21 protein-coding genes are annotated in these 24873 nt (G+C 63.9%); 8 read left to right on the forward strand and 13 right to left on the reverse strand.

Annotation, left to right across the window (positions count from 1 at the left end; genetic code table 11):
• The first annotated feature begins 7 nt into the window (after positions 1–7).
• Positions 8–1084 (forward strand): methyl-accepting chemotaxis protein, encoded by a 1077-nt coding sequence (locus AC1RR3_RS31720; RefSeq protein ID WP_492828070.1) that lies wholly within the window; start codon positions 8–10, stop codon positions 1082–1084.
• A gap of 186 nt (positions 1085–1270) precedes the next feature.
• On the opposite strand, the gene AC1RR3_RS31725 is transcribed toward AC1RR3_RS31720, so the two are convergent.
• The 6 genes from AC1RR3_RS31725 to AC1RR3_RS31750 all read right to left on the reverse strand — a co-directional run bounded on the left by AC1RR3_RS31725 (position 1271) and on the right by AC1RR3_RS31750 (position 7630).
• Positions 1271–2275, reverse strand: coding sequence for a 4-hydroxythreonine-4-phosphate dehydrogenase PdxA (locus AC1RR3_RS31725; protein WP_492828072.1), 1005 nt, complete (start codon positions 2273–2275; stop codon positions 1271–1273).
• Positions 2272–3834 carry a tripartite tricarboxylate transporter permease gene (locus AC1RR3_RS31730; RefSeq protein WP_492828074.1) on the reverse strand — a complete coding sequence of 521 codons (1563 nt, stop codon included), beginning with the start codon at positions 3832–3834 and terminating at the stop codon, positions 2272–2274. The genes AC1RR3_RS31725 and AC1RR3_RS31730 overlap by 4 nt, the downstream gene beginning before the upstream one ends.
• Before the next feature lie 11 nt (positions 3835–3845).
• Entirely contained in the window at positions 3846–4328 is a 483-nt protein-coding gene (locus AC1RR3_RS31735) for a tripartite tricarboxylate transporter TctB family protein (RefSeq protein ID WP_492828076.1), read from the reverse strand.
• Positions 4329–4535: 207 nt separating this feature from the next.
• Positions 4536–5528 carry a Bug family tripartite tricarboxylate transporter substrate binding protein gene (locus AC1RR3_RS31740; RefSeq protein WP_492828078.1) on the reverse strand — a complete coding sequence of 331 codons (993 nt, stop codon included), beginning with the start codon at positions 5526–5528 and terminating at the stop codon, positions 4536–4538.
• A gap of 44 nt (positions 5529–5572) precedes the next feature.
• The gene (locus AC1RR3_RS31745; RefSeq protein WP_492828080.1) at positions 5573–6826 is read right to left on the reverse strand and encodes a CaiB/BaiF CoA transferase family protein; all 1254 of its coding nucleotides are present in this window, start codon (positions 6824–6826) and stop codon (positions 5573–5575) included.
• Between the two features lie 9 nt (positions 6827–6835).
• Positions 6836–7630: an enoyl-CoA hydratase/isomerase family protein gene (locus tag AC1RR3_RS31750; protein WP_492828082.1), complete on the reverse strand. Its 795-nt coding sequence runs from the start codon at positions 7628–7630 to the stop codon at positions 6836–6838.
• A gap of 118 nt (positions 7631–7748) precedes the next feature.
• On the opposite strand from AC1RR3_RS31750, the gene AC1RR3_RS31755 reads away from it, so the two are divergent.
• From AC1RR3_RS31755 to AC1RR3_RS31770, 4 genes are all read left to right on the forward strand, one after another.
• Complete coding sequence (locus AC1RR3_RS31755; RefSeq protein ID WP_492828084.1) at positions 7749–8414, forward strand: GntR family transcriptional regulator; 666 nt, start codon at positions 7749–7751, stop codon at positions 8412–8414.
• 271 nt (positions 8415–8685) lie between these two features.
• Complete coding sequence (locus AC1RR3_RS31760; RefSeq protein ID WP_492828086.1) at positions 8686–9657, forward strand: MBL fold metallo-hydrolase; 972 nt, start codon at positions 8686–8688, stop codon at positions 9655–9657.
• A 263-nt stretch (positions 9658–9920) separates the two neighbouring features.
• Positions 9921–10664, forward strand: a complete 744-nt coding sequence (locus AC1RR3_RS31765; protein ID WP_492828088.1) for an SDR family oxidoreductase — start codon at positions 9921–9923, stop codon at positions 10662–10664.
• A gap of 49 nt (positions 10665–10713) precedes the next feature.
• Positions 10714–11136: a cupin domain-containing protein gene (locus tag AC1RR3_RS31770; protein WP_492828090.1), complete on the forward strand. Its 423-nt coding sequence runs from the start codon at positions 10714–10716 to the stop codon at positions 11134–11136.
• Positions 11137–11215: 79 nt separating this feature from the next.
• On the opposite strand, the gene AC1RR3_RS31775 is transcribed toward AC1RR3_RS31770, so the two are convergent.
• Positions 11216–14371: an ATP-binding protein gene (locus AC1RR3_RS31775; RefSeq protein WP_492828091.1), complete on the reverse strand. Its 3156-nt coding sequence runs from the start codon at positions 14369–14371 to the stop codon at positions 11216–11218.
• A 228-nt stretch (positions 14372–14599) separates the two neighbouring features.
• Positions 14600–15949, reverse strand: coding sequence for an FAD-binding protein (locus tag AC1RR3_RS31780; protein WP_492828093.1), 1350 nt, complete (start codon positions 15947–15949; stop codon positions 14600–14602).
• 337 nt (positions 15950–16286) lie between these two features.
• Between AC1RR3_RS31780 and AC1RR3_RS31785 the strand changes: the two genes are divergently transcribed.
• From AC1RR3_RS31785 to AC1RR3_RS31795, 3 genes are all read left to right on the forward strand, one after another.
• Positions 16287–18107: a peroxidase family protein gene (locus tag AC1RR3_RS31785; protein WP_492828095.1), complete on the forward strand. Its 1821-nt coding sequence runs from the start codon at positions 16287–16289 to the stop codon at positions 18105–18107.
• 3 nt (positions 18108–18110) lie between these two features.
• Positions 18111–19010 carry a hypothetical protein gene (locus tag AC1RR3_RS31790; protein ID WP_492828097.1) on the forward strand — a complete coding sequence of 300 codons (900 nt, stop codon included), beginning with the start codon at positions 18111–18113 and terminating at the stop codon, positions 19008–19010.
• Positions 19011–19198: 188 nt separating this feature from the next.
• The gene (locus tag AC1RR3_RS31795) at positions 19199–19564 is read left to right on the forward strand and encodes a TetR/AcrR family transcriptional regulator C-terminal domain-containing protein (RefSeq protein WP_492828099.1); all 366 of its coding nucleotides are present in this window, start codon (positions 19199–19201) and stop codon (positions 19562–19564) included.
• Between the two features lie 8 nt (positions 19565–19572).
• Here the strand turns inward: AC1RR3_RS31795 and AC1RR3_RS31800 are convergent, their stop codons facing one another.
• The 5 genes from AC1RR3_RS31800 to AC1RR3_RS31820 form a co-directional block, all read right to left on the reverse strand.
• A complete protein-coding gene (locus tag AC1RR3_RS31800) occupies positions 19573–21819 on the reverse strand; it encodes an Ig-like domain repeat protein (protein ID WP_492828101.1) in 2247 nt (748 codons plus the stop codon).
• A gap of 359 nt (positions 21820–22178) precedes the next feature.
• Positions 22179–22937 carry a sulfite exporter TauE/SafE family protein gene (locus tag AC1RR3_RS31805; protein ID WP_492828103.1) on the reverse strand — a complete coding sequence of 253 codons (759 nt, stop codon included), beginning with the start codon at positions 22935–22937 and terminating at the stop codon, positions 22179–22181.
• Positions 22938–23139: 202 nt separating this feature from the next.
• The gene (locus AC1RR3_RS31810; RefSeq protein ID WP_492828105.1) at positions 23140–23310 is read right to left on the reverse strand and encodes a hypothetical protein; all 171 of its coding nucleotides are present in this window, start codon (positions 23308–23310) and stop codon (positions 23140–23142) included.
• Positions 23311–23449: 139 nt separating this feature from the next.
• A complete protein-coding gene (locus AC1RR3_RS31815) occupies positions 23450–24082 on the reverse strand; it encodes a LysE family translocator (protein WP_492828107.1) in 633 nt (210 codons plus the stop codon).
• Positions 24083–24134: 52 nt separating this feature from the next.
• The gene (locus tag AC1RR3_RS31820; RefSeq protein ID WP_492828109.1) at positions 24135–24854 is read right to left on the reverse strand and encodes a haloacid dehalogenase type II; all 720 of its coding nucleotides are present in this window, start codon (positions 24852–24854) and stop codon (positions 24135–24137) included.
• Positions 24855–24873 lie beyond the last annotated feature (19 nt).

Raw genomic sequence — 24873 nt, forward strand, 5'->3', positions numbered from 1 at the left:
TTCCCCGATGTCTGCTGCGCTGGGTTTCAAAGCCAAGCCGATCGCCACCGAACCCGCCGATGATGATTCCGACATCTCCGCGCTGATCAATCGCCTCACCGCGGAGGTCAACCAGATCGCGGTCGACAAGACCAAGGCGATCCAGCAGATCACCAACCAGATGAAGATGCTGGCGCTGAACGCGCTGATCGAAAGCTCGCGGGCCGGCGCGCAAGGCGCGGGCTTCGCGGTGGTGGCGCAGGAGGTGCGCGGCGTCGGCCAGCAGGTCGAGACCATCGCGCGCGAGCTCGAAAGCCAGTTGACCAAGCGCACCGGCGATCTGGTCTCCTCGATCGACCGCATGAGCCAGCGTTCGCGCGGCGAGCGCATGGTCGATCTGTCCCTCAACGCGGTCGAGCTGATCGACCGAAACCTCTATGAGCGCACCTGCGACGTGCGCTGGTGGGCGACCGATTCCGCCGTGGTCGATTGCGCGGCCTCGCCCGCTCCGGCGGCGGTCACCTATGCCTCGCAACGCCTCGGCGTCATCCTCGGCGCCTATACCGTCTATCTCGACCTCTGGCTCTGCGACCTCGACGGCAACGTCATCGCCAACGGCCGCGCCGATCGCTTCCGTGTGGTCGGCCAGAACGTCGCTCACACAAAGTGGTTTCGCGAGGCGAAGACCTTGCGCTCCGGTGACGACTACGTCGCCGGCGACGTCGAGAACCAGCCCCTGCTCGGCAACGCGCAGGTCGCGACCTATTGCGCCAGCGTCCGCGCCGGCGGCCAGGCCAACGGTGCGCCGATCGGCGTGCTCGCCATCCATTTCGACTGGGAGCCGCAGGCCCGCGCGATCGTGCAAGGCGTCCGCGTCGGCGACAGCGACAAGGCCCGCGTGCTGCTGGTCGACTCCAACTTCCGTGTCATCGCCGCCTCCGACGGCCAGGGCATTCTGAGCGAACGCATCTCGCTCTCGCTCAACGGCCAGCGCTCCGGCTTCTATCAGGACCGCTCCGGCACCATGGTCGCCTTCCATGCCACCCCGGGCTACGAGACCTATCGCGGCCTCGGCTGGTATGGCGTGATCGTCTGTGGGGCGTGAGGCGATCCGCTTCGCAGAACGGTACGGCTAGCCCGCCAATCAAAAACAGCGAAAACAACCCCATGCACAGTAGGCGGAGGGTTGTTTTCGTTGATGTTTTTCCTTCCGTCAAAACGCTTTGACACGTCGGGCAAAACACTGGCATTCTGCCATCATCGCAAAATCCGAAAACGCGCCCCGGCGCAATCACCCAACACGACGCGCCGCCATCTCCGCGGCAAGCAGCAGCGCGGCGCGGCTGGCGCCGATCGACGCGATGCCTTGCCCGGCAATGTCATAGGCCGTGCCGTGGGCCGGTGTGCAGATCGGGAACGGGAAGCCGCCGAGCAAGGTCACGCCGCGATCGAACCCCATCAGCTTCATCGCGATCTGGCCCTGGTCATGATACATCGTCAGCACCGCATCGAAGGCGCCGCCCTTGGCGCGCAGGAACACAGTGTCGGCGGGGAACGGGCCTTCGGCGGCAATGCCCTCGCTCTGCCCGGCCGCGACCACGGGCGCGATGATGTCGATCTCCTCGCGGCCGAAATTGCCACCGTCGCCGGCGTGTGGGTTGAGGCCGGCAACCGCGATCCGCGGCCGCGCGAAGCCGGCGTTGCGCATGCAGGCATCGGTCAGCTTGAGCGCGCGATGAATGCGCTCGCTCGACAGTTTTGCAGCGACATCCTTCAGCGGAATGTGCGAGGTGACCCGTGCGTTCCAGAGCCGGTCCAGCACATTGAATTCGCTCGCCGGCGTCTTGAGACCGACAACCTCCGCTGAAAATGCGATCTCGTCGTCATATTCGGCGCGCGCAAGCCGCATCGCCTGCTTGTTGAACGGCGTGAAGCAGACGGCCTCGACGCGGCCGTCGCGACCGAGTTCGAGCGCGTGCCGGTAATTGGCCAGCGCGAATTTGCCGCCGGCAAGGGTCGCGGTCTTCGGCTCGACCTCCTGGGGATCGAGGTGGCGGAGATCAACAAACAGCGCATCGCCTTTCGCCGCGCGAAGGTCGGCCCCCTGCTCCACCAGGGTCAGATCAGGCTTGACGCCCGCAACCCGCGCGCCCTCGTCGAAGATGCGGCGGTCGCCGATCACGACGAGCCGGCAGCCCGCACGGATATCGCCTTCCGCCACGAGCTTTGCGGTCAGCTCCGGGCTGATGCCGGCGGGATCTCCCATCGCCAATGCAATGAGCGGCTTTGCGGTCATATGATCACCTTCTCACGAGCTGTCTCTTGGGCAGTTTCTTGGGTTGTCGTCTCATCGGCGGATGGCCCAGGCTTGCGCCCCAGGCGCGCAAGCTGCAGCACGAGCGGAAGCAGCAACAGTGCGATCCCGCCCACCACCAGGCAGGTCACCAGCTTGTTTGCGAAGAAGATCCCGAGCGATCCCTTCGACATCAGCATCGACTGCCGGAACGCGTCCTCAGCCTTGTCGCCGATCACGATCGCGAGCACGAGCGGCGCCAGCGGATAGAACAGCTTCTTGAAGAGATAGCCGACGACACCGAAGCCGAGCATCATGACCACGTCGAGATAGGAGTTCGACACCGAATAGGCGCCAACAACGCAGATGATCACGATCAGCGGCGCGATGATGACGAACGGAATCCGCATCAGGGCGGCGAACACCGGAACGGTGAGCAGCACCAGCACGACGGCGACGATGTTGCCGACATACATCGAGGCGATCAGGCCCCAGACGAAGTCCTTCTGGTCGACGAACAGCATCGGCCCGGGATTGAGGCCCCAGATCATCAGGCCGCCCATCATGACGGCTGCGGTGGCCGAGCCGGGAATGCCGAGCGAGAGCATCGGCAATAATGCGCTGGTGCCGGCAGCATGATCGGCCGTCTCCGGCGAGATGATGCCCTCGACTTCGCCGGTGCCGAAATATCGCCCGCGGCGCGAGAAGCGGCGGGCGATGCCATAACTCATGAAGGAGGCCGCGGTCGGACCGCCCGGCGTGATCCCCATCCAGCAGCCGATCGCGGCGCTGCGCAGCAGCGCAACGCCATGGCGCGGCAGGCGACCGATCGCGCGAAACACCTCGCGCCAATCGATCTTCGAGGAGACGGCGCGGGCATGAAACTCCTCCTCGACCGCGACCAGGAGCTCGCCAATGCCGAACAGGCCCATCACCGCGACGACGAAGTTCACGCCCTTGACCAGCTCGTCGATCCCCATGGTGAGGCGGACGCTGCCGGACACCGTGTCGATGCCGATCGCAGCGATCGCAAAGCCGATCGCGAGCGCCACGACCGTCTTGATCGGCGCCGCGCCGCCCATGCCGACGAAGCTGGCGAAGGCCAGGAAATAGACCGCGAAATATTCCGGCGGCCCGAACGCCAGCGCGACCTGCGCCACCCAGGATGCGAGAAAGGTGATCAGGATGACGCCGATCAGCGCGCCGAACGCGGCCGAGCCGAAGGCGGTGGCGAGCGCCGTCGTCGGCCGGCCGTCGCGCGCCATCGGATAGCCGTCGAAGGTGGTGGCAACAGAGGACGGCTCGCCCGGAATGTTGAACAGGATCGAGGTGACGGATCCCCCGAACAATGCGCCCCAATACATGCTGGAGAGCAGGATGATCGCCGAGACCGGCTGCATGCCGAAGGTCAGCGGCAGCAGCAGCGACACGCCATTGGGTGCGCCCAGCCCCGGCAGCACGCCGACGAGGATGCCGAGCAGCACGCCGACCACCATCAGCGCCAGATGCGGCAGCGTGACCGCGATCGTGAAGCCGTGCAGGAGTTCTCCGAGATTGTCCATCAGCCCCGCCCTCAGAAGCCGAGTGCGGCGGCGAGCGCGCCGTGGGGCAGGCTGACCTGGAACATGCGCTCGAACACGACATAGAGCGCGAGCGCCGTCGCTCCCGCCATCGCGAGCGCGCGCGGTACGGATTGGTGCCTCGGGATCGCCAGCACTGAAAAGACATACAGGGCCGAGGCCAGGTACATTCCGGCCAGTGGGATCGCCGCAACGAAGATTGCAGCCGGCACGAACAGGCCGGCAAGCCGGCGCAGCTCGATCGGCGTGATCGCGATGGGCACATTTGCCAGCGTCGCAGCCGGCAGCACGCCCCGGACCAGATTGTAGAGGCTCCCGAGCACGATGATGGTGCCCGTCAGGAACGGGAACGTGCCGGAATCGACACCCGCGCTCGACCAGCCGATGCCGTTGTCGAGGCTCTGGACCACCACCGCGACGCCAAAACTGCCGGTGAGGATGGCGGTCGCAAGTTCAAGGGCGCGGCGTGAGATCATGGCGCGGGACCTCTCAAAGCTGGGCTATCACATATGGCTGCTGGACGCCTGCCGAACGAGTTCGGCCTGCATGGTTCGAGACGCCCGCTTTGGCGGGCTCCTCACCATGAGGGTTTGATCTCTCGCCGCAAAGCGCGACCTCATCCTGAGGGGCCGCCGCAGGCGGGCGTCTCGAAGGATGGCCGCAGGCGACCTGCCCGCCATGCCTCACTTGATCAGCCAGCCCTGCTCGCCGGCAACCTGCCTGAGGTGCTCGATATCCTCCTTGATGAACTTGTCGAACTCGGCGCCGGTCAGGAACGTGTCGACCTGGGAGGTCTTCTCGATGTAGTCCTTCCATTCCGGCGTCGCCTGCACCTTCTTCATGAGGTCGACATAGAATGCGGCCTGGTCGGGCGTGACCTTGCCGGGCAGCCAGACCGTCCGCGGCTGCTCATATTGCTTGATATCGAGGCCCTGCTCGACGCAGGTCGGCACGTCGCTCCAGCCTTCGCTCGCGGTGACTTTTGCACCCTGAGGCAGCCGCTTTGGACTGAAAACACAGAGCGGGCGCTGTGTGCCGCCGCGCCATTGGCCGATGCTCTCGCTGGGATTGTTGACGTGAGAGTCGAGATGCCCGCCGGCAAGCTGCACGGCAGTTTCTGCACCACTCTTGAAGGGAATATAGGTCAGCTTGACCTGACCGACCTTCTCGATCATGCGGGTCAGAACTTCATCCGTATCCTTGGACTGCGCCCCGCCCATCTTGAAGTCGCCCGTTGCGGCGGCCTTCAGATAGTCGCCCGCGGTCTTGTAGGGCGAGTCCTGCTTGACCCAGAGCAGGAATTCATCCTGCGCCATGGCGGCGATCGGGGTGAGATCGGTGTAGTTGAAGGCGACCTTTGAGACGAGCGGCTGCTGCCAGGCATTCGACGTGCCGAAGATCACCTTGTAGGGATCGCCTGATGACGCCTTGCCGTAGACATAGCCTTCGGCACCGCTGCCGCCGGCCTTGTTGACGACGACAATCGGCTGATCCGTCAGCTTGTACTTGGTGATGATGTTCTGCACCGCACGGGCGATATTGTCGGTGCCTCCGCCCGGCCCGGCCGTGGCCACGAACTCGATCGGCTTTTGCGGTTGCCATGCCGCGAGCGCCGGCACAGTGCCGGCGAGCACGACTGTGGCCGCGGACAGCAGAAGCTTTGACGTCCCACCCATGATTTCCTCCAGCTTTTATGTTTTGTTTTTTGACTGACGTCTCGTCAGGCGACGCGTTCCTCGCGCCTGACCGAGCCTAAGACGATTGCGCCTTCTTTTGCGAGCGCTTCGATCTGCTTCTGGTCGAACCCGTACTCGGCCAGCACCTCGCTTGTATGCTCACCATAGACCGGCGCGCCCGACAGCACTTTTCCCGGGGTCTCCGAGAACTTGACGGGAAGCCCGATCGTCTTGACGGGCCCGAGCGTGGAATGCTCGACCTCGACCACCATTTCGCGCGCCAGCGTCTGCGGATCGCTCAGGGCTTCCAGCATGTCGTGCACGGGGCCGCAGGGCACGCCCTTTTCGTCCAGCGCCGCGAGCCAATGCGCCCGCGATTTGGTGCGGAAACGCTCGCTCAGGACCGCTTCGAGCTCCTTCAGGTTGGCCATGCGGTCGGCCCCGTTGACGAAGCGCGGATCGGCGGCCAGTTCGCTCGCGCCGAGCGCCTCCAGCATCAACAGCCAATGCTTCTTGTTGGCGCCGCCAACCACCAGCCAGCCGTCCGAGGCCTCGAAGGCCTGGTACGGCGCGTTGAGCGGATGGGCTGAGCCCATCGCACGCGGCGCGGTGCCCGCGGCCAGCGCGATCGTGGACTGCCAGTAGGTCTGCACCAGGGCTGCCTCGTAGAGCGAGGTCTCGACCCACTGCCCTTCGCCGGTTTTGAGGCGATGCGTGTAGGCGGCTAAAATACCCATGCTCGCGAGCAGGCCGGCGGTAATGTCCGACAGTGGCGGGCCGCATTTGACGGGCGGGCCGTCAGGTCGCTCGCCGGTGAAACTCATGATGCCGCTCATGGCCTGCGCGACGAGGTCGAAACCGCGGCGATGCTTGTAGGGACCGGTGCGGCCGAAACCCGACAGCGAGCAGTAGATCAGCGATGGATGCTGCTTGTGCAACTCCTCGTAGCCGAAGCCGAGGCGCTCCATGGCGCCGGGCGCAAAGTTCTCGACCAGCACGTCGGCGCCCGCGATCAGCCGCCGCAACACCTGCTTGCCGCCTTCGGTCTTGAGGTCCAGCACAATGCCGCGCTTGTTGCGGTTCATCATCAGGAAGGAGGCTGCCTCGTCGCCGATCTTCGGCGGCACGGAGTGACGGGTGTCGTCGCCGTTCGGCGATTTCTCGATCTTGATGACGTCGGCGCCCATGTCGGCGAGCATCAACGTGCAGGTCGGCCCGGCCATGACATGGGTGAGATCGACGACCCTGAGGCCGGCGAGCGGTCCCTGATGGCGAGAGGCAGATTGCGAGCTTTGCATCGGGGCGTCCTATTGACCGCGCCATTGCGGCGCGCGCTTGTTGAGGAAAGCATCGAGCCCTTCGCGAAAATCCTGGCTCGTGTAGCACATCAGGATGAGGTCTTCGCCCTCGTCCCGCGTCAGCCGCCTTTGCAGACGAGCCACCGCCTGCTTGGTCGCAGTCAGTGTCAGCGGCGCGTGGCTGGCGAGCAGCCGGGCGACCTCATCGGCGCGCTTGTCCAGTGCGGGGATATCCTCGACGACCTCGCCGAGCAGCCCGACGCTGGCGGCTTCCGCGGCATCGACGAGACGCGCAGTGAAGATGATATCCTTGACGCGGGCAGCACCAATCAGCGCGGTGAGACGGCTGACATTGGACATCGACAGGCAGTTGCCGAGGGTGCGGGCGATCGGAAATCCGATCTTCGTGCTGCCGGTGCCGATGCGCAGGTCGCAGGCGGCGGCGATACCCGCCCCGCCGCCGGTGCAAAACCCGTTGATCGCAGCGATGGTCGGCACGCGGCACTGTTCGAGCGTCGTGAGCACCCGATCGATCCGGTTCTCGTAGTCGATCGCGTCCTGCGGCGTCTTGAACTCGCGGAACTGGTTGATGTCGGTGCCCGAGGCAAAGGCCTTGTCGCCGGCCCCGCGCAGCACCAGCACCTTGATCGAATGATCGACGTTGGCCTCCTCGCAGATCGCCGCGAGGCGCTCGTACATGGCGAAGGTGAAGGCGTTGCGCGCCTGCGGACGGTTGAAGGTGATCCACCCGATGCCGTCCTTGCATTCAAAAACGAGGTCGTCCGTCTCCGCGGCCTGGTCCATTTCCTCTTATCCTCTTGTTTTTTACATTTTTGAATGCAAAATCTGCAATTATCAAGCTGGAACTTCCGAATATCAGCCGACAACTTCATTTTTGCATTCAAACCGGAGCGATGGTCCCATGCTTCACGAGGAGGTCGTCGGCCGCATCCGCGCCATCCTGCTCGACGGCGAGATCCCGCCGGGCGCGCGGATTCCCGAGCGCGAGCTGTGCGAGAGGCTTGAGATCTCGCGCACGCCGCTGCGCGAGGCGCTCAAGGTGCTTGCCGCCGAAGGGCTGGTGCAGCTGCTGCCCCATCGCGGCTCGCGCGCCGCAAAGCTGACCGACAAGGACATGCGCGACCTGTTCGAGGTCTGCCAGGGCCTCGAGGCCCTCGCCGGCGAGCTCGCCTGCGAGCGCATCAGCGATGCCGGGATCGGCGAGATCGCCGCCGCGCATGAGGAGATGGTGCGGCATTATCGCGAAGGCGATCTGATCCAGTACTATCGCGGCAACCGCGCCATTCACGAGGGCATCGTCGCGGCAGCCGACAATCCCGCGCTGACCGGGCTCTATGCCTCAGTGACCGCGCGTATCCGCCGCGCGCGCTATGTCACGCCGATGACGCCGCAGCGCTGGGCCTTCGCCGTGAAGGAGCACGAAGCGATCCTGAACGCGCTGCAGCGGCGCGACGGCGCCGGCCTCTCGCACATCCTGCGTGCGCATCTGCGCCACAAGCGCGAAGAGGTCCTGCAGGCCGGCTTTGCCGAGACCGAAGCCAACGAGCTGACGCTGCGGATTGCGTGAGACAGCGCCGGGCCAGACTCGACGCAGCCCGATGTTCGCGCCGTGGAATACGCAGCGGCGAGATGCGGATGCGCCTGCAACCCCGCATCGCATAGTCAGAGAACACAATCGCGACACAATCATTGATTGTTCTCGATGCAGCCCGCGATCATCCGCAAACCAATTCCACTTGCGAGCTTATCTGAACCGGCGCAGCATCTCGGTGCCGGCCTAGGGCCGAACATCACGCACGAAAAATCGTGCGGATCAAAACAGAAAATGGAGGAAACGCATGACACTCAATGTCTCACGTCGATCCCTGCTCTCACTCGGTGCCGGCCTCGGTGCCAGCGCAATGCTTGGCAGCAGCGCGATGGCGCGCGCTCCCAAGCTCGGCACCCAGACGCCCTATTGGCACCGCTTCACGCTCGGCGACGCGGAGGTCACCATCGTGTCGGACGGACCGTTGCCGCTCGGTGATCCCTCCGGCACCTTCACCGGCGTTCCCAAGGAAGAGGTCAAGAAGATGCTCGCCGACAACTTCCTCTCGCCGGACAATGTCGTGCTCGAGCAGAACTCGCCGATCGTGAACACAGGCGACAAGCTCATCCTGTTCGATACCGGCATGGGCAGCTCCAAATTGTTCGGCCCCACCACCGGCCGGCAGCAGAAGAGCATGATGGAGGCCGGCATCAAGCCGGAGGACATCGATGCCGTGGTCTGCTCGCACGCCCATATCGACCATATCGGCGGCATCGTCGATGCCAACGACAAGCCGCTGTTCCCGAACGCGCAGATCTACATCTCCCAGACCGATTTCGACTTCTGGACCGACGAAGGCAAGCTCGGCAGCCCGGCCAAGGACTTCGTCGTGCACGCCCGCAAGAACCTGCTGCCGGTCCGCGACCGCATCGTCTTCTACAAGGACGGCCAGGAATTCTTGCCCGGCGTGCAGGCGATCGCGGCGCCCGGTCACACCGTCGGTCACACCATCTTCCTGGTCTCGTCGGCCGGCAAGTCCTTCGCCTTCCTCGGCGACCTCTCGCACCATTCGGTGCTGCTGCTGGAGCGGCCGCGGATGGAGTTCTCCTACGACACCGATCCGAAACAGGCGGCAGAGTCGCGCGTCAAGCTGCTCACCATGCTCGCGGCCAACAAGGTCCCCGTGATGTCCTATCACTTTGCCTGGCCGGGCTACGGCCACGTTGCGAAGGCCGGCGACGGCTTCCACTACTATCCTGAGCCGATGCAGATGACGTTGTAGTCGGCAACATCAAGCCCGGGCCGCGCAGGTGCGGCCCGGGTCAATGACCTGATCCGCAGGCGCGCGACACTGGGGAATGATCCCTGACCAATTCCTGTCGCCCGACACTTCTGGAGCATTTTTCGGCAAGGCAGGCCCGTTCCAGGCAAGAGCCCGCCGCATTGCTCGGGTAAGACTCGCCACGCATCATCGTCATCGACGCGAGCGCGTAACGAGCCGCTGGCCTTACCACTCGCGCTCGCAAAATGCGCAGGAGACAGGCCATGAAGATCATCGTGATCGGCGGCAGCGGGTTGATCGGGTCCAAGCTCGTGGCGAAGCTCAAGCAGCAGGGCCACGAGACCGTGGCGGCCTCGCCAAGATCGGGCGTGAATGCCGTGACAGGGGAAGGCCTCGCGGCCGCGCTGGCCGGCGCGGATGTCGTGGTCGATGTCGCCAACGCGCCGTCCTGGGAGCCCGCAGCCGTGCTCGACTTCTTCCAGCGTTCGAGCCAGAACCTCGCTGCGAGCGAAGCCGCAGCTGATGTCAAGCATCACGTCGCGCTGTCGATCGTCGGAACGGATCGCTCGCCCGACATCGCGTATTTTCGGGCCAAGCTCGCGCAGGAGAGCATCGTCAAGGCTTCGCCGACCCCCTACTCGATCGTGCGCGCCACCCAGTTTTTTGAGTTCCTCGGCGCCATCGGCGAAGCGGGAGCGATTGACGGCAAGATCGTCGTTCCATCGGCGTCATTCCAGCCGATCGCATCCGACGACGTGGGCACCAGCCTCGCGGAGGTCGCGACGGGGCGGCCGCTGAACGGCACGATCGATATCGCAGGACCAGAAAAGGCCCCCTTCAATGAATTCGTTGCGCGCCGTCTGAAAGCGGCCGGCGATAGCCGTCCGGTGGTGGGAGACGCCAAGGCGCCGTATTACGGCTCCGCCATCGAGGACACATCGCTGGTCCCGCTCGGCGAGGCCAGGCTCGGGAAGACGCCGCTGTCGACATGGCTGGCAACGGCCTGAAGGTCCGCGATCCCGGATTCACGGCAACCACGGCAATGAAGGAAATCCCATGCGCAGATTGCTGATCGCAGCGGCGGCTTGCGCCGCATTCGTCCTGCCGGCACATGCCGCCGAGACGCCGCTGGCTGCGCAGTCGGCCAAAGTGACTGTGGTGTTCGACCAAGCGCTGCCAAACGCCCCCGGCAAGAGCATGAAGGGCGTGCTGGTCGAATATGGCCCGGGAGGCTCCTCACCGGCCCACACCCACGCGCGCTCGGCCTTCATCTATGCGACCGTGCTCGAGGGAGCGATACGAAGCCAGGTCAATGACGAGCCCGCCAAGGTCTTTCAGAAGGGAGAGAACTTCTTCGAGAAGCCCGGCGATCGCCACGCCGTCAGCACCAATGCCAGCGACACCGAGCCGGCGAAACTGCTGGCCGTGTTCGTGGTGGACACGGCCGATACCGTGCTGACGACGCCGATCGTGAAGTAGATCGCGCCATTCCGCGGGCCCCGCAATGGCATAGGGCTTTGACGCCGCAACGTCCGCCCGGCGAGGCTGAGGAAGACCATCAGGAGCGAGATCGAATGGAGGTACAATCGCGCAGCAGCCTTTTGGCATCAGAGCGATCGCCGCCCTCGGGCTGACCGGAGAAGAACTGCAACTCACCCTGTAGCAGCGTGCGGGCGCGCTCGGTCTGGCCTTTGGTGATGAGCAATCCGGCAAGACCCACCCCGGCACGCAAGCCAAATCCGCGCTGGCCACGCCGGTGGGCGAGCGCGAGGGCCAGCTCGAAATTCTGTTCGGCGAGCGTGGTGTCGTTGATTTGCGCGTGTGAGGCAAACCGACCTTCGATACGCAGGCACTCGGCCTCGTACCAGTAATTGCCGCCCCGCCCGAAGACGTTGCGCGCCTGATCGAGACAACGTCGGGCGTCCACCAGCCTGTCGGCGCGGACATAGGCTTCCGCGAGCCAGCAAAGGTACCATGGCAGCTGGTAGACGAGGTGCGCCGTCTGCAGGAAATCGCGCTGCTTCTCGAGCGTATCGATGCCTTCCGCGAGGCGGCCGCTTTCGACGTCGGCCCAACCGAGAAATGTCCGCGCCACCGAAACCCAGAGCGGCAGCTCCCGTCTGATCGCCCCATCGAGCGTCCGCTGTGCGAGCGCCCGCACCGTCTGCACGTCCCGCTCCAGCGTGTAGAGCATGCAGACATGCGCGTAGGCGTAGCCGAGGGTATGGGCATGCGACAATTGCCGCGCGTGTCCGAGTGCCTCTCGGCCGTGCGTGATCGCATCGCTCACCCGGCCCACCAGCCAGCAGCAGATGCACAGATTGGACAGGCTCGTGATCTGCACGTCGGTGCCGTAGGTCACGGCCGTCGCCCGGTCGGCGGCCGTATCGTAGAGCTTGGCCGCCCGCTCGAGATGGACGCACGCCTGCTCGGTCTCCCCGTCGAGCAACGACGTGCCGAGCAGCCGGTGGCCGACCATCCGATCAGCCCTCGTTCCCTTTTGCTCGGCGAGCGTCAGGAAGTCCTGCGCCAGCGTGCCGGCCTCCCGCACGTTGCTTGCGACGCGCAAATAAGACCATCTTGCATACAACGCCGGAAAGATGCGCGGATCGTTGTCGAGGGCCCGGCAGAGCTCGATGGCACGGCTGCTCACGTCAGCGACCGCGTCGGCGCCGAATCCCTGCAGCGCAATCGTCGGTCCGATCAGCGCGATCTGGGCGTTCAGCTCCAGATTGTCCCGTTCAAGTCCCGCTGGAAGCCTCCTGATCTCCTCCAGCGCCATGTTGAGCTCGGCGATCGCCTCCAGATTTGCCGAACGTTCGGCTGCCTGCTGGGCCGCCTTGAGCCGCATCTGTGCCGCCCGGGAGGTGCGTCCGGCCTCGGACAGGTGCTGCGCAAGATAGCCGGGTTCCGTGATGGCGACCTCCGGCAGGTGGAGCTCGATCTCCGCCGCCACGCGGTCGTGAAGCTCCCGTCTCTGCCGTTTGAGCAGCGAATAATAGGCGACGTCCCGGACCAGGGCATGCTTGAAGGAGTAGACCTTTTCGTCGTCGTTGCGCTCAAGCCCGATCAGTCCGGACGCGCGCAGCCGCTCGAGGGCGGGCTCCAGGGCGTCGTGAAGATCGCCGGCAACGGCGGCAAGAAGCCGATGCGGAAAGCTTCGGCCGATCACCGATGCGAGCTGCGCGACCGCCTTGGCATTGCCGAGCCGCTCCAGACGCAGCATCAGGGAGTCGTAGAGCGCCGATGGCACTTCTGAAGGTCCGCTGGCGCCGGCGGTTCTGACGCCCGGATCGACCTGGCCGGTCTCCAGGGCAGCCGCCGCCAACTCTTCCACGAACAGCGGCACACCGTCCGATCGCGCGACGATCTGCTGGATCAACTGGCTCGACAGCTGCTTGTCGCGCACGACTGATCCGGCGAGATCGCGGCAGTGCTCGTCGTCGAGACGCTGAAGCACGATGCGCAGGATCATCGGCGACACGTTGCCGAGGACAGACGCACGGCTGGTGACCACCAGGAGATTCCGCGTGCCACCGATCTGGCCGGCGATGCGCTCGACGATCTCGATCGTCGATGGATCGGCCCAGTGAAAATCCTCGACCAGGATCAGGCTGGCGTCCCCCCGCGTTTGCGAGGTCAACAGCCGCACCGCCGCGTCACGCGTCTTCCGACGCAGCTCCTGCGCATCGGGAATTGTCGGGCCTGACGCCGCCGGCAGCGGCAAACCGAGCATCTGGCCGATCAGCGTCAGCTGCTCCTCGTCGCCACCTGATGTCGCGGCCATGAAGTCTCGCAGACGCGCAGAATTCACCTCGGCGTCTTCATCCCTGCCGATGCCGATGCGCTGCTCAAGCGCTCTGATGATCGGGTATAGCGGTGTGTTCTGATGCGGGGCGGAGGCCTGGATCGCCAGGATCCGGTCGTCCGGCAGCGCGGCCCTTTCGATCAACTCCAATGCCAGGCGCGATTTGCCGATCCCGGGCTCCCCGGTGATTTCCACCGTACGCCCCTGCCCGGTCGTCGCCAGCTCCCAGGCCTGCAGCAACTGGCCCAATTCGGTGACCCTGTCGACCAGGCGCAAGGCATTGCGGTGGCGGGCGCGATGGCCGGCGCCGTCTTCCAACGTCTCGCCTGCGACCAGAAAGACCTCGACCTTCCGCGACAGTCCCTTGAGCGACCGCAGGCCGAGCGGTTGCAGGGCGAATTTGTCGCGGAGGAGACGCCTGGTTTCACCACTGATCACGAGCGAATTGGGCTCGCCCATTTCCAGCAACCGGAATGCGATGTTGGGCGTGTCGCCGACGATCTCCGTCGCATCGTGCACATGGCCCGGCCCGGCCTTACCGATCACCGCGACGCCGGTATGGACCCCGATCCGGACGCGAAGCGGTTCCTGGATCGCCGCGACGGCGCGCTCACTCAGTTCGTGAAGTGCCCGCAACAACACCAGGCCGGCGCGTACCGCGCTCTCGGCCTCGTTCTCCGACGCGAGGGGATAGCCGAATTCCGCGCGAATGCCGTCGCCGATATAGTTGACGACGCTGCCCCCGGCATTGCTGATGCATTGCGAGCTGATGGCCTGGAATTCCAGCAATATTTCTCGCAGATCCTCGATGTCGCAGCGCTCGGAGAGGCCCGTTGAATCAACGACGTCGCAGAACAGAACGGTGAGCTGGCGTCGTTCGGTTACTCTGTCGTGTGGGTCGTCCATTACTCATCCCGGAATGCTGACGGTGTTCCGCGGTTCGATGTGGCGCCGCTGCCGCTTTTTCCTGAGCGCGCAGAGTTTGCGCCTTTCTCTTGAGAGAAGTCCACGCCGCTGTAAGGTGACGATCGGTCAGCCATACTGTCCGATCACGCCCGACGAAATTTCCAGTCCAGATCGGATATTGCAGGCACGTTCAGTTCCGTTTGACGGCTCCGGGCCGGTCCTCACGGCTCAGAGCAGATCGGCAAAGAATGGGTTCAACATGCGCCCGTGCGGATCCTCATGTTTGACTTGCGCAGAAAACTGCGCCCATCGCGCCCCATACGCCGCCGTGACATGCTGCTTGGTGATGAACGGGCTCTGATTCAGCAAAGGAATGCCATTTCTCTTGGACGCAAACTCATTGAACTCCTTCAAAAACCCGTCCCACGCCGGCCGGTCCGTATAAGCGTGAATGGGGTCGACCGAAAAAACGTCTCCGTCATGCGAGTAGGACAGCAACGAATGCTCGTCCTTCCGGATGAAGTAGGAGCCGAGCGCCATGTTGCAGCGGAAGTCATGGTCCTTGAAATACTTTTCGCCGAACTCCACGTAGTCGCGCAGCACACTCAGCCATTCAGCGCGCGGAAATGCCCAGAATGTAAATGCATATCGGGCCGACGGCTTCGTCTTGCTGTAGTCGATCGTCTTGTCGGGATTGTACAGCGTCGCTCCGCCGACCAGGTGCAGGAACGACATCAACAGCCTGTTGCCGACGAACCACGTGTCGAGCGACACATCCCTGAGAGGCTTGGTCGGAATGCTGCTGTCGATGAACCTGCCAATGCGGGCTTCCGCGTAATTCCAGAGGGTATGGCGGCTGGCGGCGAACAGCGACCCCAACGGTCCAACCCTGTTGATCGGATGTCGCGTCTGGAAGTGCGCCTTTCGACCGACCGTCCAGCAGATCAGGCCTCGCGACGCGTCGATGATCCCATCCACTTCCTTCTCGGTCAATTCTGCGATCGGGCGCGGCAAATATTTGAAGTGGATCGCCTCCAGTGGCTTGATGCGAAACGTCACCTCGTAGATGACGCCGCACAGGCCGTAACTCGAGCGCATCAAGTACATCAGTTGCGGGTCTTTATCCTCCGATGCTTCCGCCAGCCCCCCGCTGGGCGTCACCCATTTCATCGCCGTGATGTACGAGCCGACCTGCCCGAACTCGCCGCCGTCCAGGCCGTCCTTGGTGTGGCAGCAGGCCGCCGCACCGAGCGTCATGTTCCCGATCTCGATATTGGTCAGAAACTGGAGGTTCATCGCCCGCAACACCCGTGACGCGGTGATGAACTGGAGGCCCGCCTGGGCCGTGAACGTCATGCTGTGTGGATCGATCTCGAGGATGCGGCTCATCCCGGACATGTCGATCATCGTCCCATCCGAGGACGCGCAAGGCGTCAAGGAATGATAGCTGCCCATCGCCCGAACCGGGCCCGGGTAGCGATCGGTCTCCCTGAGGATCGATTGAATCTCGTCGACGGAGCGCGGTGACACCAGTTGCGCGGGAGAGCTTGTGATCCCGCCATCGTAGTTACGAACCATACTGCCCATCTGCGTCACCCCCTTGACGGCGAAACACGCAACTTAAGATGGCTTTTCGATCATGCCGACGCCGGTGTCGGCCTGGTTCTCACGAGGTTGAAACGCGCTGTTGCGCAGCTTCGCCCCACTCACGCAAATTCGGCCGGGTCGCCTGATACACCCCCCGGCTGCATGGCATCCTAGCCGAGCAAACATTCAACCGACAGGGGAAATTGACTAACCGGGCGACCGCAGCCTCCGGCAAGTCGCGTTGGCAAACGGGCATTTTGGTGCTATTGAACTACATTTCCTAGTTGCAAGCTGAATTTATTTCACGCGATTGCGTTTGGGAGCGTCCATGTCCCGCGAGAACGATGGTTTTGTCTTCCATCGCGGCCTGCTCCAGGGGGTCCTGGATATTGTCTATCGGGCCATCAACTTCTTTGTCAGATGGGACCATCTGCCAACCCTGCTCGGAGCTGCCAATCTTTCGGTCTTCCGCGACCGGCTGCGGGAGCACAACCTCCATCATACCGGGTATGGCACGACATCGCCGGGCTGGAGCACTGGCAATGAACGGTGGCGTTCCGCCGACGGCTCGTTCAACAGCCTCGACCATCCCCGCATGGGCATGGCGGGCGCCCGGTTCGGACGCAATTTCCCGCTGCCGGAATGCGCGCCGGACACCGGAGACGATCTGCTCGACCCCAGTCCGCGCCTGATTTCGAAGGAATTGCTGGCGCGCGACAGCTTTATTCCCGCGACCAGCCTCAATCTGCTGGCCGCGGCCTGGATCCAGTTCGAAACCCATAACTGGTTCAGCCATGGGCTGCCCAGGCCGGGAAACGAGTTCAAAATCCCGCTGAAGCCGGGCGACACCTGGCCCGAGGAGGAGCGGATCGACGGCTGCATGCAGATCCGTCGCACTGTTTGCGACGAGACATCACGCGAACCATGGCTCGGCGCCACCCCCACATTCCGCAACCTCAACTCGCACTGGTGGGACGCCGGACAGATCTACGGCAGCGATCGCGCAAGGCAGATGCAGATCCGTTCCGGGGTCGATGGAAAGATTGGGGTCGGCGATGACGGGATGCTCCCAGCCGATCCAGACCATCCGGGCGCCGATCTCACCGGCTTCAACGACAATTGGTGGGTCGGGCTCAGCCTGCTGCACAATCTCTTCGCACGTGAGCACAACGTCATCTGCGATGGCTTGAAGACGCGGTATCCGACCTGGAATGACGAGGAGCTATTCCAGCGTGCGCGCCTGATCAACGCGGCCCTGATCGCCAAGATCCACACCGTCGAATGGACACCGGGCATCCTCGGCCATCCTGCGCTGGACTTCAGCATGCACGCCAACTGGTCGGGGATACCGTACCGGGTGCTGCGCGCGGTGCTCGGCAAGAACAGCGAAGCGGCCTATGGCATCATCGGCTCTCCGACCGACCAGCACAGCGCGCCCTACGCGATGACCGAGGAATTCACCGCCGTCTACCGCCTGCACCCGCTGGTGCCGGACGTGATGAATGTGCGGCGGCTCGATACCACAGAGGTCAAACCTTGCGACCTCGTCGATATGCAGGGGCGCGCCTCCCGCGAGTTCATGCAGACGCACGGCTTCGTCGAGCTGCTGTACTCGTTCGGCACCGCTCATCCTGGCGCCATTCGCCTGCACAATTACCCGAACTTCCTTCGCCAGTTCAAAAAGGACGGCCAGCCGCTGCTCGACATGGCCGCGATCGATATCATGCGCGACCGCGAGCGCGGCGTGCCGCGCTACAACCGCTTCCGCGAGCTGGTCGGCAAGAAGCGGGTCAAGACATTCGAGGAAATCACCAGCATCCCCGGCGCGGCCGAGAAGATGCGCACGATCTACAAGGGCGACGTCGACCGCGTTGATCTGATGGTCGGGCTGTTGGCCGAGGACCTGCCGGACGGTTTTGGCTTCAGCGATACCGCCTTCCGCATCTTCATCCTGATGGCATCGCGGCGTCTCAAGAGCGACCGCTTCTTCACCGACGATTACCGGGCGGAAGTTTACACCGACTTCGGTCTGGACTGGATCCGCAACAACGGAATGAAATCGGTGCTGCTGCGGCATGTGCCGCAACTCGGCCCGGCGCTCGAGGGCGTCAACAACGCGTTTGCCCCCTGGAACGTGCCGCGAAGCTGAGACATGGCCTTCATCCTCACCATTCCGGGCCTTGTTCGCCTCGCCATCGTCCGCGATCCGGACGAACTGCTCCGAGTCAATGATGCGGGTACGGTGACCCGCTCACTGTCCGGCCGCGGTGGCCTGTTCAATCGATCGGTCGCGGCAAAGCTCGCGGTTTTCCGGACGGCTGAGGGCGACATCTGGCCGGCGTTTCGTGACCGGCACGATCCCCTGCGCGCGACGCATCAGGCGACGCTCGAATCCAAGCTTTCGAATATCGAGCCCCTGTTGCAACAGATCGCGCCGGAGATCGCCGAGCTCGGCGACTACGTCGGCGGCAAGCATGCGCATCGCAGCCTGGGCGTCGTTGTTCAGCAAGCGGTCGGCCGGCTCTTCTGCACCGACTATGTTGCGAGCGAGGAGTCCTACGCCGCCGCGCGCACGTTGCAGGCCTGGCTGTCGGCCTGGCCGCTGCGTGCCTGCTGGATCAGGCGCAGTGGCGCGTTGAAGGCCTCGCTCGATCGAATCGAGGCGGCCTCGCGCGGCAATATGGCTTGCGCGCATGCGACTGCGCTTGCCATGGACAACATCGTAAAGTCGATCGAGCTGATGCGCGAGCTGGCGCTCCGCGACGACAATCTGGCGAAGACCGAACCGCAGCAGGCGATGCTTCGCACCCTGCGCGCGCCAGCGCGCGTGGTCCGCGAGGCGCGTGATGGAGACTTCGTTGGTTTGATCCGGCTGCGGTCACGGACGTTGGTCCTGCTGGCGGTCGAAGATGCCCGCCAGCAACGCGCCTCCGACCCGGGCTTCGCATTCTTCGCCGGTGCCTGGAATCAGTGCCCCGCGCACGGCCTTGTCCCGGCCTTGCTCAGCAAAGTCTGGCAGGCGGCCAGGGCCCGCGCGGAAACAGGAGCGTGAAAAACACCACGCAACGTCTTCGGCAAGCGCCTCAAAGCGCGATGAGATCTGGATGAATCGTCATCGCGTTTCAGGTTGTTGTTTACGCATGATCTTTCCGAAAACCGCTTCGCACTTTTCCGGATCATGCTTTAGCAGCCGAGCCTGTCGGCGACCCCGCCAACCCTCCATTGGCAGGACCGCCGACGATGCAGCTCCGGACAGCGCCCCGACGCGTTGCGGACGTGGCGCTGGCACCGGGCGAGATCGCGCTGCATCGGCTGATCATCGGCGAGCGTCAGGCCTCACCGGGCCTCGGCCGCATGTTCGCGGAGGTCATCATGGAGACCGGGACGGACGACGTCGCAGACCTGCTCAAGACCGTACGCCTGGAGCCGCGCCTCGCAGGCGTGTCGCTCCGCGTCGTCTCCGAAATGCTGCTCGGCATGGTGTTCAGCCACGATCATTTCAGGCTGCTGACCGACGACGGGTTCAAGCTCAACCGCCGTGCACTGGACAGGCGGATTGATCTTGCGATTGCGATGTTCTGCGCGGGCGAGGATCAGGCGAGATAGCCGGAGCGCTATTGGGCCCCGAACGGGACCGATGCGCGGGCGCGGTAGGTCCACAGGCCCACATTGCCGCCAAGACCCGCGCGCTCGGCGCCGAGCGCGAGCTGCCCACCATTGGCAAACTGCGCCGTGACGCCGCCCACGGCGCGTGCCGACCAGCCGTCGAGCGCGTAGACCGTCGGAACCGCCCCGAGCACCAGGAGCTGCGCTGCGTCGTCGCGATTGAAATAGTAATCGCTGTAGACACCGGCATAAGGCGCGATCTGGGTGCCCGGCGATATCGTGAAGGGATAGGCGACCTTTGCACCGGCGCTGGCGCGGCCGGTCGAGAAATTGCGCGCCGCCTGCTGCGTCCCGAGCGTGTCGGTGTAGGCGTCTTCATGCTCCCACAACGCGTAGACGCGCAGCGATGGCTCGAGTTGCCAGCCCATCGTTGCGTAGGTCCCGGTGAAACCTCCGGTGACAAGAAGCCGATGGCCGGTGAAATTGGCTGCAGCGAGTCCGGAAGAACCATCATAGCCAATGCCCGAATAGGCGACACCGGCGTCGAGACGCAGGTTGGCGGCCATCAGCCAACCGAGATAAGAGCCGACCGTCCAGCCATCGCCCTTGAGGCGTCCCTGGAGCGCGTCGGAGCGATAATCGAAGGTCTCGTAGCCGCCGAGCGCGCCGATCGCGAGGACAGGCGTCGCCTTCCAGGTCAGACCGGCCAGCAAATTGACCTGGTTTCCATACAAGGTCGAGGCCGTTGCGGGCGCACCGAGCACCGGTGCCGACCAGTGATCGAGCACGGCACTGCGCACCTCGGCCCAACCGAACCAGTCCGGCGAAGTCTTCCTCAGGGGCGTTGCCTTGACAGGCGCAGCATAAGCCAGGGCGTCGAAGGCGTTGTGGATGCGGGCCGGAGACGCGCTGGATCGCGCGGCAGGATCCGCAGACAGCGCCATTGCGTTCTGTGGCAATCCCGCTCCCGCCGAGTCGCCGGCATTTGGCGTCTCAGCCGCAAAATTGAAGCGCACACCGCCGCCGTTCATCGTCACGGGCGAACCGTTGCCAGCGAATGCCTCGTTGATGGCGCTGTTGATCGCACCGCTGATGGCCTGACCTGAAGTCTGCGCAACGACGGGTGCTGCGATCACCTGCATCGCGCGCAGCTTGAGACTGTCCAGGGGATCGCCGACCGATTGCTGAAGCGCGGCCGAAACGCTTGCCGAGAAGCCGACGCCTCCGCCGTAGCTCGCGGTGATCGCATGCGATCCGCGCGTCAGGGCAGACGTCGCGAAACTGGCGACACCGGCGGATAGCACAGCCGTGCCGATCACCGTTGCGCCGTCCTTGAAGGTGACCGTTCCTGCCGGCGTTCCCGCACCGCTCGTCACCGTTGCGGTGAAGGTCACGGACTCTCCGAGACGACTGGGATTGCTGCTGGAGGTGAGCGCCGTCGCGGTCCCGGAAATAGGCACGATCGTATCGTTGTCGGTGGCGCTGTTATTTGCGGTATTGGATTCGTTCAGAAACGCGGTCCGGATGGACACGGTCGCAGTATTGCTCAACGTTCCACTTGCGGCCGGCGAAATGGTTGCCGAGACCGTGTAGGTCACGCTGCTGCCCGCGGGAAGGGTGACCGTCGTATCGTTGATATTGCCGGACCCGGACGCGGTACAGGCGGCCCCGCCCGCTCCGATGCAGGTCCATGTGGCGCCCGTCAACGCCGCGGGCAAGGTATCCGTAACAGTCGCGTCTGCCCCGTTGGGACCGGCATTGCTCGCAACGATGGTGTAGGTCGTCGTCCCCCCTGCGGTCACGCTGGTGACGCTGTCCGTCATGTTGATGACGAGATCGACTCCGGCACCGACGAGATCATTATCCGTGCCTGAATTGTTGCTCGGGTCTGGGTCAGTAACGCCGGCGGGGGCTGACACGGTCGCGGTATTGCTCAGATTGGCGCTTGTCGAAGCCGACGGTGAAATCGTGGTGTTGAGCGTGTAAGTGAGGGTCCCACCGACGGGAAGATCGACCGTATCGTTGATGTTGCCGGATCCCGACGCCGCACAGGTCCCCCCTCCTGCCCCGACGCAGGTCCAGGTCCCGAGCGTCAGATCCGCAGGCAAGGTATCCACGACCGTCGCGCCGATGGCAGCGTCAGGGCCAGCATTACCCACCGTGATGGTGTAGGTATTTGCGCGGCCTTGAACGACAAGGAAATGGCCGTCAGTGACAGAGATCGACAGGTCGGCCGTCTGCGCGAAGGCAGACACAGATGGGGCCAGAAGGAGCGATGCAGCAGCAATGGCTGCGCAAAGCAGCGCCTTCCCAAGAAACCGCACCCATTCCCCCAGTCCATCCCGTGACCAGCAAAAGGCTTGCAAATCACCCGCACCCGGTATGGCGGTCAGCAAATCCGATGCCAAGACCACGAGAGCGTCGGAACGTTTCCGATGTCACTATTGGGAACCCATGTTGCGGGCAGGTCACAAATTGTGAACGGCTGTTTGCATCAAGGTGCATTTTTTCCGCAGCCCCCGCACAAGGCGACGAGATCGGACACCGATCTCAACCGCCGCCAGCTCGACAAGCGGATCGATCTGCCGATCGCGATGTTCTGCGTGCACAAGGATCAGGCGAGATAGCCGGACACGCCGTCCCACAACAGTTTTAGCGCGGTGACCACCAGCAGGACGTAGCAGGCACGGTAGATCTGTTGCTGGTCGAGCTGTCCGTGCAGCCGCCAACCGAGCCAGACGCCGCTAGGGATCGCGAGCAGGCACGCCGCCATCACGATCCAGACATGGCCTGACGGCCGCACCAGCAGCAGCCACGGCACCGCCTTGGTCGCATTGCCGACGGTGAAGAACAGGCTGGTCGTGCCGGCATAGACCTCCTTGCCGAGGCCGAGCGGCAGCAAATACATCGCCAGCGGCGGCCCGCCGGAATGCGCGACCATCGTCGTGACACCCGATGCAAGACCGGCCGCAACCGCCTTCGGCGTCGAGCGCGGACGAGTGATCAGCTTCGGATCGCTGAAAAACCACAGGCCGACGAAGATCAAGGTGACAACCGCCATCACGATCGCGACCGCGCGATGGTCGAGCACACGGAACAGCAGATAGCCGAGACCGATGCCGACCACGAGCCCGGGCAACAACAGCACGAGGTCCGGCTTCGACCAGGTCGACGGCTTCCAGTAGCGCAGCGCGAACAGGTCCATCGCGATGAACAGCGGCGCAAGCAGTCCGCCGGCCGTCACGGGGTCCATCACGAACGACAGCAGCGGAATGCCGACGATGGAGAAGCCGCCGCCGAAGGCGCCCTTCATGAAGCAGATCAGGAATACGCCGGCGAAGGCGACGAGGATCGTGGTGACCGTCAGATCCATATGCGCGTCTCCGCGTCCCGTCGCTCCCGCACGCGCCTATCGCGGAGTGCATCAGGAGGACACCTCAACATTGCTCCGACACATGTATCGGTTCAATAGAAACATTGATCTCGCTACAATTCGGCCAAGCGCGCGAAATGTCATCAACCTCCGACAGAGGTGAGTTCCGTTGCACGTCGTCCTGAGAGAATGATCGCGCTGTTCAGCGCCGATCGCCAAGGAAACGCGCGATTGACGCCAGATCCCCAATATCCGGAATGACCTCAACGGCCTCGGGGCCCGAGCACCACGGATACGGCAGGGCCGCCAGCCAGCGCATGATCGGAGCGGCATCCTCGGCGGGAAGCACACACATGGCCTCGATCTCGATCATCAGCTTCGTCACGCGCCGTCGTCAGACGCAAAATGCCAGCCATAAATATACGTGCTGATCGCATCGGCGGCGGTGATGGCGGCGGGTCGGCTCATTCGGTCAGCCCCAACACGTTCAGCTCGTGGGATCGTTGAGCTCTTCAGCGCTTCCCCTCGAAAGCCAATCTCAAGGCGAGGCCGCCAAATACAGTTCCCAGCAGATACTGAGGCCAACGACCAAGGCTACGCGTCTTGAAGACGCTTGCGCCGACACGGCTGGCGACGGCAATGACAGATCCGTTCACCACGAGCCCGATCGCGTTGAGCACGGTCGCCAACGTCATCACCTGGAGCGCAACCGATCCAGCATCGGCTCGGATGAATTGGGGGAAGAGCGCCAACACGAACAGGGCCATCTTGGGATTGAGCAAGTTGGTGAACAGTCCCTGTCGAAACACCAACAACGTCGAGCGTTGTCGGCTCTCGCACGGCGCCGGAACGAACAGACTATCCGAAGTGAACGCATGCCATGCCAAGAACAAGAGATAAGCAGCGCCCACATAGCGAACGACGTCATAGGCGACCGGGACCAGCAGGAACAACTCGGAAAGACCGAAGGCCGCAGCCAACGCGTGGCAATAGGTTCCAACCTGTATTCCCGCGAGCGTCGCAAATCCCGCGGAACGCCCCTGGGCGATGCTGCGACTTGCAATCAGCAGCATGTCAGGCCCTGGAGTTGCGGTGAGCGCCAAGGACGCCAGGGCAAACAATACGAGCGCGTGAAAATCCAGCATCAGTCATCCTCCCGCGCGCAAGGCGGACTTATCAAGATTGCGATTTCGTCCCCTAGCACCCGAGCCGATCGGCGACCCCGCCGAAATCCTTCGCGACGATGTCCCATTGGCCAGTGGCTTCGAAATCGATCTTTTGCAACGGGCCGTACTCGGTCGGGCGCGCGACGAAGGCGGTCTTCAGGCCGTGGCTCTGCGCCGCCTTGAGATCGTAATTGTGCGCGGCGACCATCATCACCTCTTCCGGCTTGAGGCACAGCAGCCGCGCGGCACCGAGATAGGTTTCGGGATCCGGCTTGTAGTGCTCGAACAGCTCGGCCGACATGATGAGGTCCCAGGGCAGGCCTGCGAACTTCGCCATGTTGGTGAGCAGCGCGACGTTGCCGTTCGACAGCGGCGAGATGACGAATTTGGTCTTCAGCCGCGTCAGGCCGGCAACGCTGTCGGCCCAGGGATGCAGGCGATGCCAACCCTTGGTGATGTAGTCGAGATCGGCTTCGGTGAGGCCCTTGATCGCGAACTGCTCGACCAGTCTGTCCAGCGAACGACGGTGCAGGACGTCGAGGATGACATAGCCGCGTTCGGGGTGCTTGCGCACGTCATCCATGGCGGCCGTGTACATGCCGCGCCAGCCGTCGACCAAGGCAGTCCAGTCGGCGGCGATGCCGCGGCCCTTGCCCCACCACATGAGATCGGCGATCAGGCTGGTGCGCCAGTCCACGACGGTGCCGAACACATCGAAGACGAGGGCTTTGACGGCGGTGAGATCGGACATCTGCACTTCCTCGTATGTT

The organism is Bradyrhizobium sp. GW821-FHT13H05 (assembly GCF_058804065.1).